The sequence below is a fragment of the Bacteriovorax sp. Seq25_V genome (assembly GCF_000447795.1).
Lineage (GTDB): Bacteria > Bdellovibrionota > Bacteriovoracia > Bacteriovoracales > Bacteriovoracaceae > Halobacteriovorax_A.
Genome location: NZ_AUNI01000014.1, coordinates 226,779 through 242,670 on the forward strand (window position 1 = coordinate 226,779; position 15,892 = coordinate 242,670).

A 15,892-nucleotide genomic window follows, 5' to 3' on the forward strand; every position below is an offset into this window, starting at 1 on the left:
CTGCTACAGTTAAATGGGGATAACTTTCTTTTGAATCTTTTCAAAATCTGTATTTATGAACAATTTTTTACGCAGCTAGAAATATCAGCTCCTAACCGTATAGAATGATTTATAAAGTTCCAAATCTTTCCCCATTTAAGTGGAGCAGTTTATATAGCATTAATTTATCTTAATCCAATTAGTAGTTTTCTTATTTTGAAAACCTGACTCCCGTAAAGCCTTAGCAATTTCACCTTTATCTCGAAGAACTTTGAGCCCACGCTCTAAAGCATTATAGATAAATTCACTCTCTTTATGTTTCTTATTCACGATGAAATGCCTTGAGCCCTTAAGCCCTATCTTAATATTAGAAACAGGTGCAATAGCAACTCCATACTCCTCTCGTGAGAGATCGTCATTCGATGTAAACTCCAACAAAAGAAAGTCTGCTCTTCCGTGTTTAAGCATATACATCATTGACTCAAAGTGAGAAGTGGATTGTTTATTTACATCCATTAACTGAAGAGTTCTCCAGTCGACAGTCCAATCAAGAGATGAAATTGCTGTCAATTTTTTTAGGTCTGATAGATTTTCTATTTTATATAGACTCAGTTTCTCTTTCAAAACATAAACACCTTTTTCATACTCACCATCAGAAATTATCGGTGTAGAGATATAAAAGTCCTCCTCTTCGACAGAAGACAGCCAGACTGTTTCAGTTGGCATTAGTATATTAATCTGTTTAGAGTATTTTATCGAACGTGTATGGTTTGGGACGATTACAAAATCAAATTTTATATTCAATCCTGAAACTTCAAAGGCCTTATGCAAAAGTAAGATTTCGACAACACCTCTATTCATAGAAGGATGAGTATACGTTTTCAACTCACTCCAACTCTTTCCCTCGAGAATTTTGTTATAGCTAGATAAAATACTATTTGTAACCGCGAGTTTAATAATGATGGGAGTATCATTTTGCTTAGTTGCAAATAAATTGGCAGAGAATAGGAATAGCAGGATGATAAACTTCATTCACTAACTATAACCTACTGACTGAAGTCAATAAAGAAAAACTATAGGATTTTAAAGGAAACGATGAACTCGTTATCAAGAGAGTAGAACTTCATTTCTCCAGCTGGGCCCATACATTTCATAACATTACTTTGTAGTGGTAGCTCAGAAGCAATAGATTCAAGGGCTGCATCAAAGTTAAATTCTTCATCCCCATAGTTAGCAAGATGATTTTCTACGCCTTGCTCAAAGAGGTCAAGGATTTCAATACCTTTAACAATATTAAGACTTTCACAAGCTGCAGAAGATTTAGATTCTCTAACGTAGTCTTTCTCTTTAAGGTTAATCTTCATTCCATGGTCGTAGTCATATCTTGCCGAATATAGAATTTCGGCAAGATAATAGGCCTGATCATTAGAGAATAAACTAAGTCCAAATGAATTCATTCCAAAAATTAGCGAAAGAATAAGAATTAGTTTTTTCATATCAGTCCTCCCCCACTTAGTCCCAGCGATTGTAATTTAAATCTAAATTACCAAGCATGTCAGACTTCAAGAAGAAGTAACCAATTGGAGATTCCGCGAAACATACACGAGAGTGTGATTTCCCTGGAACGATCTCTTGGCATTTAACACTTACAACATCGTCAGATTTCGCCATTGAAATATCTGCGGCAAGATCTTGGCAAGCGTTTACCCCTGAGATTACTTTCACAATTGCTTCTTTCATAAGAAGTTCTGGTGAGTTTTCAAAGTCAGCGTTCATATCAACGTCACTGAGTTCGAAGGATTTGTTATCAATAATGCTATTACTTTGAACAAATGAATCGTAGCAATCAAATGACGCAAATGCGAAAGGCTGAACTAAAATTAACATTAAGATGATTTTAATTAGTGCTTTCATATTTACCTCCTAAATACGTTATACGCCCAAGGAGACAACTGTGAAATAATATTATTGACATAGGATTGATCTAATAATTAGATAGATACTTAGACGAGCTTATCATCCTTACTGATAATGATTTTCCCCTCATCAATCATGCGTCGAAAGACCTCCATGATTAGTCCATGCTCTTCCTGGGCCTGACTCTTTGGGATTTTCTCTTGCTCACAGGCCTCTTTCATCTCTTGGCCCATAGAGTCGGAAACACGCATATAAAGGTGATTGCGAACATCCTCTGGGTAAAGCTTGAGAGCGTGACCAAGCTTTTTAAGATCAACCGCTCTTAAGAACTCTACCAACATTTTTGGCGAAATATAGCGAAGATCTTCAAGGGAATTTAGTTGTGATTTAATAATGTCGGCCAGGGCCTGATCTTTCAAAGCGAGATTCTTTAGTAGTTTGTCTCTCTCATCTTTAGAAAGAAGAGATAGGGCCTTGATCATCTCGCCAAGGCCACCCTGAAACTTAGCCATTATAGTTTGGGTCTTCTTTTTGAAGGTACGAAGTCACATAATCAGTCACACCCTCCTCGAGAGTTGAAAATTTAAAGTCAGGTAAAAGCTTAAAAAACTTTTCCATATTTGCTTCAGTAAAATACTGATACTGATTGCGAATACTCATTGGCATATCAATGAATTCAACATTAACCTCTTTCCCCATGGCCTTAAATGTGGCGACCATAAGATCATAGAAGCTGCGAGCTTTTCCTGCTCCAAGATTGTAAATACCACTCCCCTTAGCTGAGCTTGGCTTACCAAGTTCGATAATCGCACGTACAACATCTTTCACATAGATAAAGTCTCTTAACTGCTCTCCGTCTTTAAAACCTTCTTTATGGGACTTAAAGAGTTTCACTTTTCCTGTTTCAAGAATTTGTCCATGGGCCTTGTGAACTAAACTTCTCATTTCTTCTTTGTGATATTCATTTGGTCCATATACGTTAAAGAACTTAAGTCCAAACCAGTGTGCAGGTGTGTTTTCTTGGTCAAGGACCCACTCATCAAAAAGTTGTTTTGAATAACCATAAGGATTTAATGGTTTGTATTTTGGAATTGATTCATGATCATCATTGTATCCAAACTCTCCGGCCCCATAAGTAGCGGCTGAAGAAGCATAGATAAATGGAATCTGTAATTCAGTTGCAAGATTAAAAAGATTTTTTGAATAGAGAACATTATTTCTCATTAAATAATCCATATCCATTTGTGTCGTCGCAGAACACGCACCAATGTGATAGATACAAGAGAGGTTATCGAGAATATCAGCATACTCAGGGAGAAAAAGGTCATCAGCGTGAATATACTCTGCGTACTTTAGATTTCTAAGATTACGCCATTTTGTTGTGTCTCTTAAACGATCAACAATAACAATATTCTTATGACCAAGTTTATTCAATTCTCCAACAAGCACACTTCCAATAAAGCCTGCTCCACCTGTTACTAAAATCATATATCTTCCTTTCTAATTAAAATGACATTTGAATAGATAATCACTGCAAGTAATAAAATTAACTTTACTGAATCAGCTTTCACATAGATGTGATGATAAAAATCTAGTTCGGCCTGTATAACTTCGCTGTACGGATCCTCTACCTTTAATCGATTATATTTTTTTATCTCTGGTGAAAGCTTAAGAGCATATGCCCCAGGAAATAAAATTAGAACTGTACAAAGAATCATAAGGGTCTTTTTAAATTTTTCTTTAAAAGCTAAAAAGAATGAAGAGAGGATCATCAGCATGGCGACGACTAATTCAATATAATTAAACTTTGTAAAAATAGAGATCCCAAGGGCCGCGGCTTCATTTCGAGAAGAGACTTGCTTAAACACTTCAGGCACAGCGAAGAAATCAATAAATACCGTTGCTGTAAACCAAGCAAATGATAAGCATAGTACCCAAATGGTATATAACTTGAACTTTTTCATGACTTAATTGTACAGATGAATAAAAGCGATGACAATCACTCAAACTGAAACTCATGTTCACGAGCGATTTTTACCGCATTCACAACGGCCTTAAAGTTTCCTGAATCATATTTCTCAATAATATTTTCAATCACTTTATTAAATTTTTGAAAATTAAACGCTACGCGATACATTCCAATCGCTAACTCATGGGAAATGATAAAGACACCGTCTAATTGTGTTAATGCGACAGGGGATTTTGACTTTGGGTACCCTTCCCCATGACCCTCATGGTGATTTAGACAAAGTGATATAACTTCACTTGGGATCGAATCTTCACCCTCTAGAATTTTTACTATCTCACTTGAATGGTTCAAAATAGTTGAAGAGATATCCCTGTCCAGCTTTGCTAACTCTGACTTCCCTAAAGATTCATTCATCGCTAGTTTTGGATCCTTTATAGCAAGATCATGAAACATAGCGGCCATTGATATTTTCTTCCTGATGGCCTCACTCTCCCAGTTCATATGCTTACAAAGAATATTACTGAACGCAATCGTAAGAAAACTATGATCATAGATAAATGTACCTTTTGATCTTTCAAACATTTTAAAAAGAGACTTTGTTTTTAGATTCTTCGTTGAGTTTGAAAAATCCTCAACAGATTTCTCAACAAGATTAACAGTGTATTCGCTTACTCCAAAATTTCTCAAACATTCATGTAAGTGCGCATTTTCAATTCCCTTTCGTTGAACAGGACTGAGTTGCAGTTTTTGATCAATCAATTCTCTAGAGAAAAGATCATCTCCAAACCGTTCAAAGTCAGAATATAAAATGTAGATGTGTTTAACATTTCGCTCTTTATATTTGTTAATGAATTCCACACTCACTAACTCTCCAGAATGAGCAATTTTTATATATTTACTCTCATTTATCTTTAAATAGATATCGCAGAGTAGTTTTTCGTTACGAAATAATACGGAAATATCAAAAGGAACATAAGAAGCGATATCTCCTTCGATTAATTTTGCTAATGAATTACAAATTTCCAAGATTTTTAAGCTTCTCCCAATGACTAGAAAATCGCTTGGAATTGAAATAGCAGATGAGTTTTGGATGAATATAATTCTATTACCGAGTCTGGTAAATACCTCAGCAGCAATATCAGTTTCTGGATAACTTTGTGTATCAAAAAAGTATATAATATCATCATCAAAAAGATTAGAACTGATCTTACTAGCAGCAATCGTTTTAAAGTTAGAAACATTTTTAAAAGACACAACGACACTTTGTAACTTTTCAGCAATAATTGGATCTTTAGTTATAACAGCAATATTCATTATTTCCCCACTCTCTGTTTGCTGCGAAAGCTTAAAATATCACCAAGCTGCTTTTTTATGGTATTTAAAATTTCGACCTTCCCTTTTGTTGTCAAAAAGGTTTCGAGGTCACTCATTTGATATAAGAGAAGTACAATTGATTTATTGAGATGTGTTTTGAGTTCAAGATTTTCAATCAGATAATCTCTGATTGTCATGTTAAAGCCAGACTCAAAGCGGTGAATAACATTTTTTGTCGTATCAATATTCTTTTTGACTTCATCATAACTAAGTTCATCACAGAGGATTATACTATGAAAAATCTTTCTGGCATTATCCAAGAGTATTGTAGAATCTTGATAATTGTAAAAATTATTTAAATCTAAGCTTTTTGAATCAGCGGCAATACCTATTCCATAGAAAGTAATCTCACTCTCAGAACTAAAAAAAAACTCAGTTTCAAAACCAGTTGAAACAGGTATTTTTTCTTCATTTGTCTTAAAAGCATCTGTTAAATTTGAAGTTCCACCTTTTAAGATATCCCTTGCCCCATCTACTCCGAGAAGAAAAAAATCTACAAGCTTCAATAACTCAGAAGGATTCTTCGAAAATTGACTAAGTCTATCCTCGAGGAGATGGACATGCTCCTGAAGAGAGTTCATTCCCATCATTCCAGAGGAACCTTTTAAGCTATGAAAGTTACGGAAAATTAAAGTATACTTCTCTGCACTACTCTTAGAATCACTTTCAAAATTTAATAACTCGTCTTCAACTTCATCTAACAGTTCATTTGCTTCAATAATAAATTCGTCCAAAATATTGTTCATGCCAACATCTCGGCATTAAAATTCAAGTGCTTGAATGTGATTAAAATCACACAATTCAGGTTATTACTCTTAAAGTCTTAAGTGTGTTGCTTCGCGAGATATGGATGAACAATTAGGGCTACTGCAAGGATGCCAACTTCAAAAAGGGCAATAAGTGGAAACCAGAGTCCAAGCATTGTCACAACATCAGGAGGCGTAATAAGGGCCGATAAGACTGCAAAGCCCACATAGATATAACTTCTCATACTTCTCAAAGACTGCTTCGTCACAACACCCATAAAACCAAGAATGAGCATAATATTTGGAAGTTGAAAAACGAACCCAAGAAATACAAGAACCTTTGTTGAAAGGATAAGGTAGTCTTTTAGTCCAATAGTGGCCTCAATACCAGAGACACCAAAGCTCATTAGTGTTTCGAAGGCTAAAGGAAAAACAATAAAGTATCCAAAACCGATTCCTAAACAAAAAAGTACAAAGCCAATGAGAAGAAACGGCTTCACGGCCTTAACTTCGTAGTCATAAAGACCTGGCTTGATAAATTTCCATACAAAGTAGAACCATATTGGACTAGCAAGAATAACACTAGCGTAAAAGGAAACTTGGAACATCGAAAGAACTTTATCCAGTAAACCTAGAAAGACAACTTTCCCTTCCGCACCAAGTGCTTCACGAAGAGGCATCAGTAAAATCTCTTGAACTTTATCACCAAATGAATAGCAAATAATAAAGGAAACAAAAAGAGTTAGTACAACTCTAATCATAGTTGATCTTAGCTCTTCAAGATGCTCAACTAATGTCATTTGTTTCACTAAATTACTCCAGTATTAAAGTACTTAGACCATTAAACCGATTTATATTACTATAATACTTGTATAAATTAAAAATCACTTGAAGTAAAAGAAAATGAAAAAACTGCTTATCCCATTACTTATAATATCGAACACATATGCGTCTTCACTGCTCCATTGCCTAGGCAGCGAAGAAAATTACTATGCTAAGAAAAAGTATACTGGTCCAGTCTACCGACTAAACCAGGATATGATCGAAGAGATGACATCTATATCTAATCTTGAGGTGACTCCTGAGGCCTATAAGCGCATCTGCTCTTCATCAAAACGAAGTCCATCACTCCTACTCTTAAAAGAACTAATTATTAGAGACAGGAAAATATTTAAGAAAGAAGAAGGTTCAGACTTTCAATATGTCCACCTCAATGCTGTTCGAGACAGAGCTGGTATTATGCTCGTGAAATTTCTAAGCTCAGTACAATCTCTCGCGAAAGATCCAAAGTGTATTGAAAAAAATATTCCGGGTGTTAAACCACTATTTCAGCGCTACCTCTATCTAGAAGAGGAGCTTAGTTCAAAAAAAATTATCGGTGAAAAAGCTGATCTTGAAATTATCTTTGATAAGCTTGAAAGTATCGATGAAATTTTGAAAAAGTGTAATAATTATTAAGAGTAGAAAGTCGTTAACTTAAGATTATTCTCTTTTATAAACTCTTCAAGTCTAAGAACCATTGAGTCTGCTTTAATATAGAGATTATTTTCAACTAAGCCTAATACTTCAAAATTTTCTTCCTTCCCCATTGGGAAGATATGAGTAGCAAGGAACTCAAGCGGAGTTAGTTCCATGATTTTCTCTCGAGGGTATTTTGCCTTCTTGGTCGCACTAAATGCTTCTGCATCAATACCAAGTCCTTCGAGGTGTACTTCCGGGGAACGTAGCCCTCTTAATGTCATCAGTTCAACAATATCACTCTTACAACTTCCACAGCCACCAGAGGCCTTCGTTAGATTTGTAATTGTTAATAGGTCTTGAGCACCTTCGTTAATCACCTTTAAAACATCATTTTTCATCACGCCGAAACAACGACATAGAAGTTCATCCGTTGGTCTAAGAGAGCTATAACTTACAATAAATTCAAAGTTAAGACGTTCAATCATTGCCATCCAAAGAATTCCTTCCTCAAGAGGTAAGCCATTCAGTGATGCTGGCAGCTCACGACGCTGCTTCTTAGAGAAATTATTCAATGTTGTTTGAAATTTATTTTGGAGATCTAGTCTTTCTGGAAAAGAAATTGCACTTTCGACGATTCGGTCTCTAGCATCAATAATAAACTCGAAAGCAACTGGACCAAAAGTTGAGATAATTTCAAACTCTAAAGTAGGTCCAGTTAGTATCGACACTATTTCTCTTCTTCTCTAATAGTTAGGATTTCATATCCTGTATCTGTAACTAGAATTGTGTGCTCAAACTGTGCCGAGAACTTTCCATCTTTTGTCAGAACTGTCCAACCATCCTTAAGCACTTTGCAGTGCTTAGTCCCAAGGTTAATCATTGGCTCAATTGTGAATGTCATTCCTGGCTTCATTTGTGGACCAGTTCCACGCTTTCCAACATGAACAACCTGTGGATCTTCATGGAATTCACGACCAATTCCATGCCCACAGTAATCTTCAACCACTGAGTACCCCTCACGATGAGCGAGTTCTTCTATGACAGCACCGATATCACCGATAAAACCACCTGGTTTTACTTGTTCAATTCCGGCCATCATACAACGATAAGTTACATCGACTAACTTCTTTACTTCATCAGAAACATTTCCAACAAGAAAAGTTTTGTTTGTGTCACCATGAAACTTATTAAGGTAAGTTGTGACATCGATATTTAAAATATCACCATCTTTTAGAACATCTTTTTTACTTGGGATTCCATGACAGATAACTTCATTTAATGAAGTACAAACTGACTTTGGAAAGCCATGGTAGTTTAGAGGAGAAGGATAAGCCCCATGCTTGATAATATAATCGTGGCATAATTGGTTAAGCTCTTCAGTGCTTACACCTGGCTTAACAAATGGCTCAATATATTCGAGAGTTGCAGCAGCTAACTTTGAAGTTGCACGCATTAACTCTATTTCCCTACTCGACTTGATTGAAATCATAAAAACTCCATAAATGTTTAATCTCTTTTATGATTTTTTGGCCTTTTAGTCAAAGAGTTTCCAAATTTAGGGCACTTACGCATATAATTAGATTGAAAATATTACAAAATTGTACAAATAGCTAACGCATTGCGCTAGAAGGGCATATCAAAGAATAAGGAGTCTGTTTTGAGAATGGTTAAGTATTTAATTCCACTTGTAATTGCGGCCAATAGTCTAGCATCTGCGGGAAGCACACAATCGATAAATTATCGCCTGATGGATATTACAGACCAAGTAAAGGGTTCCGCAACTAGTAAGGCAGCACATTTAAATAATTTAGAAGTACGCAAAGAAATGCTGCTTATGGATTTGGATACTAGTTCAGCTCACAACGATATCATAAAGCAAGAAATCATCAACAATACTGAAAACTTAAAGTCGCTAATTCAAAAAACTGATAAATTTTTAGCTATAAGCCAGGAGTTTTCGACTCGAGTTGTAGATCAATTAAGCTCAGATAATGTTCTTCGTGGTGATGATCTATCTACTATCGATAATCTTATTAGAACACTACTTATTATCGCTGATCTTAATATGGAAATGATTAACTACTACCATACTGATTCGAATATCTCTGGTATCTTTAAAAGTTCAAATGAAGAAGCTATTGAGAAACACCTTATCAAGATGGGTGCTATCACTAACCTATTCAATCTCTTTGATACAGCTTATAAGCAGTTCTTTACAAATAGTCGTTTAAGAAGAATTGTTATTGATATCTATAAAACCCAATCTAAGCAATATCCAAATATAACAAGAGTTCACGACTATATGAAAACTGTGAACACAGACAAGTATAGAGAAATGACAAAACAATATGCTGTAGAGTTTGCAAATTCTCGAATCGATCTTCTTCATAAACTAAATCCTCTAATTACAAGACTGGTAGTGGTTAATGAGCAGCAGGCGATGACAAAGAGAATTGTTTCAGAAGAGTTTGATAAATTTAAGTATATAAGAGGCTCCGATACTATTACAGCTATTTTTGGAAAATTCACAAACTTCGTAAGCGGACTTTTTGGGAATCTTGTTGGAAAAATTAGATGGAGAAATGGTTACTTATTTAAGCATGAATGGGGAGAGAAGTTCATTGCAGGAAAGCTAAAGCCTCTCGATATTATCTCTGAGAAGACACCATTTGCTGCGACGGATTTATTTATCCCTGGTCACTTTGGACATATCGCTCTTTATCTTGGAACAGAAGCACAACTTAGAGAAGTAGGTCTTTGGAATGATCCAATTATAGCTCCATATCAGGAACAAATTAGAAATGGTAAAGTCATACTTGAGTCAATCAGACCAGGCTCACGTTTAACAACGATTGAAGACTTTATGCAGATCGATGAGATCACTCTAGTAAGACAGCCAAAGGTATTAGAGAACCTTGATCGTGCAAAACAAATTTACAAAGTTGCTTTTGAACAGCTTGGAAAAGATTATGATTTTAACTTTGATGTTCATACACTTGATAAAGTTGTGTGTTCAGAAGTTGTATACCATGCTTATGGCGATATCAAGTGGCCGACGGCCTATATCTTTGGAAGATTCACAATCTCTCCTGATGATGTAGTGTCATTAAGCTTATGGGACAAGTCACCTGTAGGGCTAGATATATCGATAATCGGTAATAAAGAAAATGAAGTAAAACGTATTGATATTAAAGACATGGCAGAGAATCTATCTTTTAAGTATAATAAGAAAAGATCTAAGTCCCTGGGAAAACCAGCCTTCGATAAAGTAACTAAGAAGTGTTATATGAGACAAAGAAATGTTGGTAATGATGATCACAGAAATTTCGGGCGAAAACAATACGTAAAAGTCTGTAATAAGAGTTATACACAACTTGTCTATGGACAATAAATAGTAAAAAGCGATAAATTGTCTACTATGAATACTAGTGGACAATTTATCATATTTAGACCAGAAGTCTCATCTTACCAAGATCATCATTTTAGAGAACAGGAAGAAAAAATTCTGCTTAGTTTGCCAGAATTAAAGAATTCCAAATATATTTCTGATTACAATATTGTACAAACTGAAATCAAATCAAATCCTAATCTTCAAATTATTTTCATCTCGACAAGTTATACGAAAATTGATCTCTACCAAGAAATCAAAAATCACATTACTCTTTGGATTCACCCTAACTCTGGTTATGACAATCTTTCTAAAGAGTTTATTGAAGATGCAAAGTTTCCAATAATAAATGGAAACGTGATTCGTGCTGATGCCGTTTTTCAATATATCATTGCATGTTTCCTTGATTCGCAAGGAGCTATTCCATTCTCTCCAAATTGGGATAAGAGTAGAACCTTTAAAAGGAGCTACATCTACAGGCACCACTCACTGATAGTTGGCTTAGGACATATAGGATCAAAGCTTGCTTCATTCTTTAATCTTAGTGGAATAAGCTATGATATCTATGATCCCTACTTAGCCATAACGCCAGAGAATCAAGTACATGAAATAGAACTTTCAAAGTACGACTCGGTTATTTTATCTTGTGGGCTTAATAAAACCTCGGCCCATATTATAAATACGAACAAATTAAAGTCAGCAAAAGATAGCCTAGTCATTATCAATGCCGCACGAGGAGGACTCATTGCCGAGAGAGACCTCATCAACTTCCTTGCAAGAAATCAAGAAGCTAAGGCCTATCTTGATGTTTATGAGAATGAACCAAATGATCTTTCTCAGTTTAAAGGATTAGCAAATATTAAGCTAACCTCACACATTGCGGGTGTATATGAAAATATTGATGAACAAATTATTGAATTTGAGAAAACCGCAATCAAAGATGGACTCACTTTAAAAAAAGCCGAGTTTGAATTAAAATATAAGAAAGCATTCCTCAAAAATAATATCATTGATGGAATACTTATCTAAGGTAACTTTATGACAAATATATTAGAAAATTTTAAATCATATTTATGCCCTCCTGGTTCTGGTGTTTTCACAGTTAATACCGCTAAAGAGAAAAAAGACATGCTCTGGCATAAATTGTATAATACGACTGAAAACGTTCCAGCAATTTGGGAAGCCCAACTTTCAGAGAAGGTAGAAAAAGATGGAGTTTTTCTAATTGGAGTATGCTCTGACTGCGGCGGAGGGATTCAAAGAGGAGCGAATTGGGGTCCATTATATCTAAGAAATACTCTTATCGAATCACATGCAGAACTAAAGTATGATGACCTAGGAGACATTAGAGTAATACCTCATCTCCTCCATGATAAGTATCTTAACAATGAGACTATCGAAAGTTGTCGAGATGCGCTTTATCAAAATAATAAATCGCCCCTACCAATATCACCTTTGAGCATTACAGAGAAGTTCTGCGATGACTTCTACTCAATCAATGCAGACAAAAAGCTATTTGCAATTGGTGGTGATCATTCAGTAAGTTACCCACTTGTAAAATCTTACTTAAAAAGTAGGAAAGACCGTGGAATAAAAGCCGGTATACTTCACTTTGATGCGCATACAGATCTATTACATACAAGACTAGGAATTGATCTTTGTTTTGGTAGTTGGCTAACACATGTTCTCGACGGACTTGACTCAAGTAAAGACTGTTACCAATTTGGGATTCGCTCAAGCGGAAAGTCAAAAGAGTACTGGGAAAAAGAATTTGGACTTAATCAGTACTGGACAAAAGAAGTAAAAGACATCGGTCCATATGAACTAGCTTTAAAAGTACGTGAAGAACTTCTAAAGTCTGGAGTTGAAGAATTATATGTAAGTTTTGATATCGATGCTCTAGATGCAAGTGTCGCAAGTGCAACAGGAACTCCCGAGATCGATGGTCTTATGCCCCATGAATGTTTAATAATTTTAAAAACAATAAATGAAAAAATAAAAATCACTGGTGCGGACATGGTAGAGATTGCTCCAAATGTTGGGAATGATCCAATGGCCGCCAAGAAAACACTTGAAGTTGGAGCTGTTATTTCAAGCTTTTTGATTGAGGCACTGGCAAATGCCAATAATTGATTTTCCAAATATCGATACAGCAGATGAAAATGGACTTCTTGCTTTAGGAGGCGATCTTCATCCAGACTCACTGCTACTCGCCTACGGCCGAGGCATTTATCCATGGCCAATTGGTAGAGACTTTCCTATGGCCTGGTTCTCTCCAAGTAAACGCGGAGTAATTTTTACCGAAGACCTTCATGTTTCTCGAAGCCTTTTAAAATTTATTAAAAAATGTGATTTTTCTGTGACCTTTAACACAGACTTCAAAGAAGTGATAAGTACTTGTGCCAAGGTTCACAACCAATCGCGAGAAGGAACATGGATCACAAAAGAGATTATTGACGGCTATACGGAATTTCACCATCATGAACACGCCTATAGTATCGAAGTCAGAAACCCCAAAGGAGAACTTATTGGTGGTCTATACGGTGTTATCCTGGGCGGATTTATAAGTGGTGAGTCCATGTTTCATAAAGAAAAGAATGCATCAAAGGTTGCCCTCTTCGTCCTCTTATATAATCTCAGAAAGCTTGGTATTCCATACCTTGATACACAGATGATCACCAACACCACAAAGAACTTCGGTGCGACCGAGATCTCTCGTGATAAATTCAAGCATCTACTTCAGATGTCTTTAGGGATGAAAAAAATTGATGTTAAGAATTTTAATCTCAACATCCATGAGATTGCGCAAAGCCTTACAAACTAACAATCTGCCCAGAAATCTTAACTGGTCTCATTTCCACTTTTTGGTGAAACGAACAGTCTCCACAAGAATTACATAGGGCTAGATTAAGTTTAGCTTCCTTTTCAAAGAGAAAAGCATTCGTGTGACATACTTCATTTAATTCAGAAATGTCACTTTCTGAAATCTTTGATTTTGCCACAGGAAAGAGTAACGAGTTAACAGTAACCTCAGATCGACTTACTCCATTTAATGAAAGTAAATTTAGACGCTTAAAAAAAGAATTAATTGTACCTGATGACGAGTAAATTTTTTTATTAAAAATCATTTAACAACCTCTGAAATATTTAAACCGAGAGTCACCCAATCCATCGCGATCAAGTCTACATTAGTATGCGAATAGAAGTTCTCAAAAGAATAGAGAAATCTAAGAGATGGATTAATTACGTGGAAACGACTCATCATATGCTGAGAAGGCAGTGAATGCATAATAAAACTGATATCACCGTGAGCATTTTCTGTCGTCGCAAATAAGATTTCTTCTTCTTCAAAATGTGGAACAGAGAAATGAGCACTATCTGCCGAGAATACCGGAAAGCCTTCGACTAGTCTTACAATATTTGAACTAACTTCAAGAACCTCTTCAAGTCTAATCAATAGACGATCATATGAAGACCCTGAAATCCCAAGCGGAACTTTCAATTCAAGCTGATCGTAGAGATAGAATGGTTGATTTTTTCTAATATCATAACTAACACCAAAGCTTCTTAGGCCCAGTCCACTTAGACCAGCTTTTAATGGATGAATTGTCTTATTAGAAATCATCGTCTTCTTTACAATTCTATCTAGAGAAACAATTGAAGACTTTAATTTTTCAAGCAATGGACCATACTTTTGAAGTAATTCGATACACTTTCTGAGCCAGCCTTCTGGAAGTCTCGATTCAAAATCATTAGTAATTATAGGATATGGTCGACCTGAATCGATCTGACAAAACAACATATAGAAATCATTTTGAATACTTTCACAGAGTTCATTCGCAGACTTTTCATCGATTAGTAAAAAACTTTCTTTCAAAGATTGAATATGCTCATAGAGACGCGAAATTTCAAGAAAAAGCATTTTCTTGGCTTCAAGGTATTGAGTATAAGTGGTTCCTTTAAGATATGATTGGACTTCAAACCAAAGAAGCTGATACGAAAATGGGGTATAAATATTGAAATGACTAATATACTTTGGATAGTCGCTTATATTAATTTTTTCAAATCGTTTCTCTAGGCCTATAAATGGAGAATCTTGAGAGACCTTCATCTTTTGAATGTTCTTACCGTTTGTTAAGAACTCAAAACTCACATCGCTTGACTCTACACCATACTCATGAAGATTCACATTAAGATAATCATAGAGATCATTTTCTATTGAAGAATCACGAAGGACATCTCCCTTAACAAAATCTTTTTCGAGAAAGTGTGAATTATCCTTCTCAAGAATCTCATGTTGAATACGCTCATCGACATAGAAAGTGATACCAAAATTTTTGTATACTTCTTTTTCTTGATAGAAAAGAGAACTCCAAATTTGAGAGTATGACTGCATTGTTTGACCAAATAAAAGAGGGCAACCAATATAACGAATCTGCTCTTTTTCAAGATCATGGAATATATAAATTAATAAGTAGCGGCTTTCAGTAATTCCGTACTTATTTTTTAAGTGAGAACTATTTAAAAGATCCAAGCAAGTGACACCTACGCATGAAATTGAACTTTTTGCACCAATTTCCGCAAATAAATCGGCGAGTTCATCCTTACGATGGATCTTTAAAGAATCAGTTATCTTCTTTACAATCATTTCACTTCTCCACTGACTTCAGCTTCAAGAACGGAAGTGAAATTTTCAAAACGAGGAGGACAACCTGGTACGAAAGAAATCTCTCCCTTAAAATTAGTAATCTCATTTACTGTCTTTAGCATTCCCTGTGATTCGAAAATACCACCTGAAGTACTGCAAATACCAAAAGAAATAATTCTCTTTGTACTAATTCCTTCAATACTATTTAAAAACTCAATGTCTCGTGCACTTAACTTCTTCCCAATAACGATGATATCTGCATCATCAATATTTGTAGAAGAAGAGAAGTTACTAAAAGAAACTTTCTCATTAAATTTTGATATCTCTAGGCAGCAGCTCCCAAGGAACCAATGAAACTTTTTTCCAGTTCTTTTTGAATACGCATCACAGTACGTTTGATAATTATTCAC

19 protein-coding genes are annotated in these 15,892 nt (G+C 35.4%); 5 read left to right on the forward strand and 14 right to left on the reverse strand.

Annotation, left to right across the window (positions count from 1 at the left end; genetic code table 11):
- Positions 1–159: 159 nt before the first annotated feature.
- The 9 genes from M900_RS07300 to tatC form a co-directional block, all read right to left on the reverse strand.
- Positions 160–1,011 (reverse strand): hypothetical protein, encoded by an 852-nt coding sequence (locus M900_RS07300; RefSeq protein ID WP_021274006.1) that lies wholly within the window; start codon positions 1,009–1,011, stop codon positions 160–162.
- A gap of 41 nt (positions 1,012–1,052) precedes the next feature.
- On the reverse strand, positions 1,053–1,475 hold the full coding sequence (locus M900_RS07305; RefSeq protein WP_021274255.1) for a hypothetical protein: 423 nt from the start codon (positions 1,473–1,475) through the stop codon (positions 1,053–1,055).
- A 16-nt stretch (positions 1,476–1,491) separates the two neighbouring features.
- On the reverse strand, positions 1,492–1,893 hold the full coding sequence (locus M900_RS07310) for a hypothetical protein (RefSeq protein ID WP_021274187.1): 402 nt from the start codon (positions 1,891–1,893) through the stop codon (positions 1,492–1,494).
- Positions 1,894–1,982: 89 nt separating this feature from the next.
- A complete protein-coding gene (locus M900_RS07315) occupies positions 1,983–2,408 on the reverse strand; it encodes a FliG C-terminal domain-containing protein (RefSeq protein WP_021274050.1) in 426 nt (141 codons plus the stop codon).
- Positions 2,401–3,384 (reverse strand): ADP-glyceromanno-heptose 6-epimerase, encoded by a 984-nt coding sequence (rfaD, locus tag M900_RS07320; RefSeq protein WP_021274143.1) that lies wholly within the window; start codon positions 3,382–3,384, stop codon positions 2,401–2,403. Before rfaD ends, M900_RS07315 begins: the two co-directional genes overlap by 8 nt.
- A complete protein-coding gene (locus M900_RS07325) occupies positions 3,381–3,860 on the reverse strand; it encodes a DUF4149 domain-containing protein (RefSeq protein WP_021274208.1) in 480 nt (159 codons plus the stop codon). Before M900_RS07325 ends, rfaD begins: the two co-directional genes overlap by 4 nt.
- Before the next feature lie 35 nt (positions 3,861–3,895).
- Positions 3,896–5,179: an HD domain-containing protein gene (locus M900_RS07330; protein WP_021274029.1), complete on the reverse strand. Its 1,284-nt coding sequence runs from the start codon at positions 5,177–5,179 to the stop codon at positions 3,896–3,898.
- A complete protein-coding gene (locus tag M900_RS07335) occupies positions 5,179–5,985 on the reverse strand; it encodes an Hpt domain-containing protein (RefSeq protein ID WP_021274079.1) in 807 nt (268 codons plus the stop codon). The genes M900_RS07330 and M900_RS07335 overlap by 1 nt, the downstream gene beginning before the upstream one ends.
- A 77-nt stretch (positions 5,986–6,062) precedes the next feature.
- Positions 6,063–6,785 (reverse strand): twin-arginine translocase subunit TatC, encoded by a 723-nt coding sequence (tatC, locus tag M900_RS07340; RefSeq protein WP_232422286.1) that lies wholly within the window; start codon positions 6,783–6,785, stop codon positions 6,063–6,065.
- Positions 6,786–6,888: 103 nt separating this feature from the next.
- Here tatC and M900_RS07345 point away from each other — a divergent pair, with 103 nt between their 5' ends.
- Positions 6,889–7,443, forward strand: a complete 555-nt coding sequence (locus tag M900_RS07345; protein ID WP_034731816.1) for a hypothetical protein — start codon at positions 6,889–6,891, stop codon at positions 7,441–7,443.
- Here the strand turns inward: M900_RS07345 and M900_RS07350 are convergent.
- Positions 7,440–8,174 carry a (2Fe-2S)-binding protein gene (locus tag M900_RS07350; protein WP_021274120.1) on the reverse strand — a complete coding sequence of 245 codons (735 nt, stop codon included), beginning with the start codon at positions 8,172–8,174 and terminating at the stop codon, positions 7,440–7,442. The two genes, M900_RS07345 and M900_RS07350, sit on opposite strands and share 4 nt — an antisense overlap.
- Positions 8,174–8,935: a type I methionyl aminopeptidase gene (gene map / locus M900_RS07355; RefSeq protein ID WP_021274245.1), complete on the reverse strand. Its 762-nt coding sequence runs from the start codon at positions 8,933–8,935 to the stop codon at positions 8,174–8,176. Before map ends, M900_RS07350 begins: the two co-directional genes overlap by 1 nt.
- A gap of 174 nt (positions 8,936–9,109) precedes the next feature.
- Between map and M900_RS17100 the strand changes: the two genes are divergently transcribed.
- From M900_RS17100 to aat, 4 genes are read left to right on the forward strand one after another with little or no spacing between them, the layout of a single operon-like run.
- Positions 9,110–10,837, forward strand: coding sequence for a YiiX/YebB-like N1pC/P60 family cysteine hydrolase (locus tag M900_RS17100; RefSeq protein WP_021274297.1), 1,728 nt, complete (start codon positions 9,110–9,112; stop codon positions 10,835–10,837).
- Positions 10,838–10,864: 27 nt separating this feature from the next.
- Positions 10,865–11,863 carry an NAD(P)-dependent oxidoreductase gene (locus M900_RS07365; RefSeq protein WP_021274252.1) on the forward strand — a complete coding sequence of 333 codons (999 nt, stop codon included), beginning with the start codon at positions 10,865–10,867 and terminating at the stop codon, positions 11,861–11,863.
- A 9-nt stretch (positions 11,864–11,872) separates the two neighbouring features.
- Positions 11,873–12,967, forward strand: a complete 1,095-nt coding sequence (locus M900_RS07370) for an arginase family protein (RefSeq protein ID WP_021274198.1) — start codon at positions 11,873–11,875, stop codon at positions 12,965–12,967.
- Complete coding sequence (aat, locus tag M900_RS07375) at positions 12,954–13,658, forward strand: leucyl/phenylalanyl-tRNA--protein transferase (protein ID WP_021274051.1); 705 nt, start codon at positions 12,954–12,956, stop codon at positions 13,656–13,658. The genes M900_RS07370 and aat overlap by 14 nt, the downstream gene beginning before the upstream one ends.
- On the opposite strand, the gene M900_RS07380 is transcribed toward aat, so the two are convergent.
- From M900_RS07380 to M900_RS07390, 3 genes are read right to left on the reverse strand one after another with little or no spacing between them, the layout of a single operon-like run.
- Positions 13,648–13,962 (reverse strand): hypothetical protein, encoded by a 315-nt coding sequence (locus M900_RS07380; protein WP_021274147.1) that lies wholly within the window; start codon positions 13,960–13,962, stop codon positions 13,648–13,650. The two genes, aat and M900_RS07380, sit on opposite strands and share 11 nt — an antisense overlap.
- Entirely contained in the window at positions 13,959–15,482 is a 1,524-nt protein-coding gene (locus M900_RS07385; RefSeq protein WP_021274088.1) for an NADH-quinone oxidoreductase subunit C, read from the reverse strand. Before M900_RS07385 ends, M900_RS07380 begins: the two co-directional genes overlap by 4 nt.
- Positions 15,479–15,892 (reverse strand): NADH ubiquinone oxidoreductase 20 Kd subunit, encoded by a 414-nt coding sequence (locus M900_RS07390; protein ID WP_021274129.1) that lies wholly within the window; start codon positions 15,890–15,892, stop codon positions 15,479–15,481. Before M900_RS07390 ends, M900_RS07385 begins: the two co-directional genes overlap by 4 nt.

Coding starts and splice junctions, on each gene's coding strand:
- tatC (WP_232422286.1), bottom strand. CDS start 6,785: ATGACATTAGTTGAGCATCTTGAAGAGCTAAGATCAACTATGATTAGA.
- M900_RS07305 (WP_021274255.1), bottom strand. CDS start 1,475: ATGAAAAAACTAATTCTTATTCTTTCGCTAATTTTTGGAATGAATTCA.
- M900_RS07380 (WP_021274147.1), bottom strand. CDS start 13,962: ATGATTTTTAATAAAAAAATTTACTCGTCATCAGGTACAATTAATTCT.
- M900_RS07315 (WP_021274050.1), bottom strand. CDS start 2,408: ATGGCTAAGTTTCAGGGTGGCCTTGGCGAGATGATCAAGGCCCTATCT.
- aat (WP_021274051.1), top strand. CDS start 12,954: ATGCCAATAATTGATTTTCCAAATATCGATACAGCAGATGAAAATGGA.
- M900_RS17100 (WP_021274297.1), top strand. CDS start 9,110: ATGGTTAAGTATTTAATTCCACTTGTAATTGCGGCCAATAGTCTAGCA.
- M900_RS07370 (WP_021274198.1), top strand. CDS start 11,873: ATGACAAATATATTAGAAAATTTTAAATCATATTTATGCCCTCCTGGT.
- M900_RS07365 (WP_021274252.1), top strand. CDS start 10,865: ATGAATACTAGTGGACAATTTATCATATTTAGACCAGAAGTCTCATCT.
- M900_RS07385 (WP_021274088.1), bottom strand. CDS start 15,482: ATGATTGTAAAGAAGATAACTGATTCTTTAAAGATCCATCGTAAGGAT.
- rfaD (WP_021274143.1), bottom strand. CDS start 3,384: ATGATTTTAGTAACAGGTGGAGCAGGCTTTATTGGAAGTGTGCTTGTT.
- M900_RS07325 (WP_021274208.1), bottom strand. CDS start 3,860: ATGAAAAAGTTCAAGTTATATACCATTTGGGTACTATGCTTATCATTT.
- M900_RS07310 (WP_021274187.1), bottom strand. CDS start 1,893: ATGAAAGCACTAATTAAAATCATCTTAATGTTAATTTTAGTTCAGCCT.
- M900_RS07345 (WP_034731816.1), top strand. CDS start 6,889: ATGAAAAAACTGCTTATCCCATTACTTATAATATCGAACACATATGCG.
- map (WP_021274245.1), bottom strand. CDS start 8,935: ATGATTTCAATCAAGTCGAGTAGGGAAATAGAGTTAATGCGTGCAACT.
- M900_RS07335 (WP_021274079.1), bottom strand. CDS start 5,985: ATGAACAATATTTTGGACGAATTTATTATTGAAGCAAATGAACTGTTA.
- M900_RS07330 (WP_021274029.1), bottom strand. CDS start 5,179: ATGAATATTGCTGTTATAACTAAAGATCCAATTATTGCTGAAAAGTTA.
- M900_RS07300 (WP_021274006.1), bottom strand. CDS start 1,011: ATGAAGTTTATCATCCTGCTATTCCTATTCTCTGCCAATTTATTTGCA.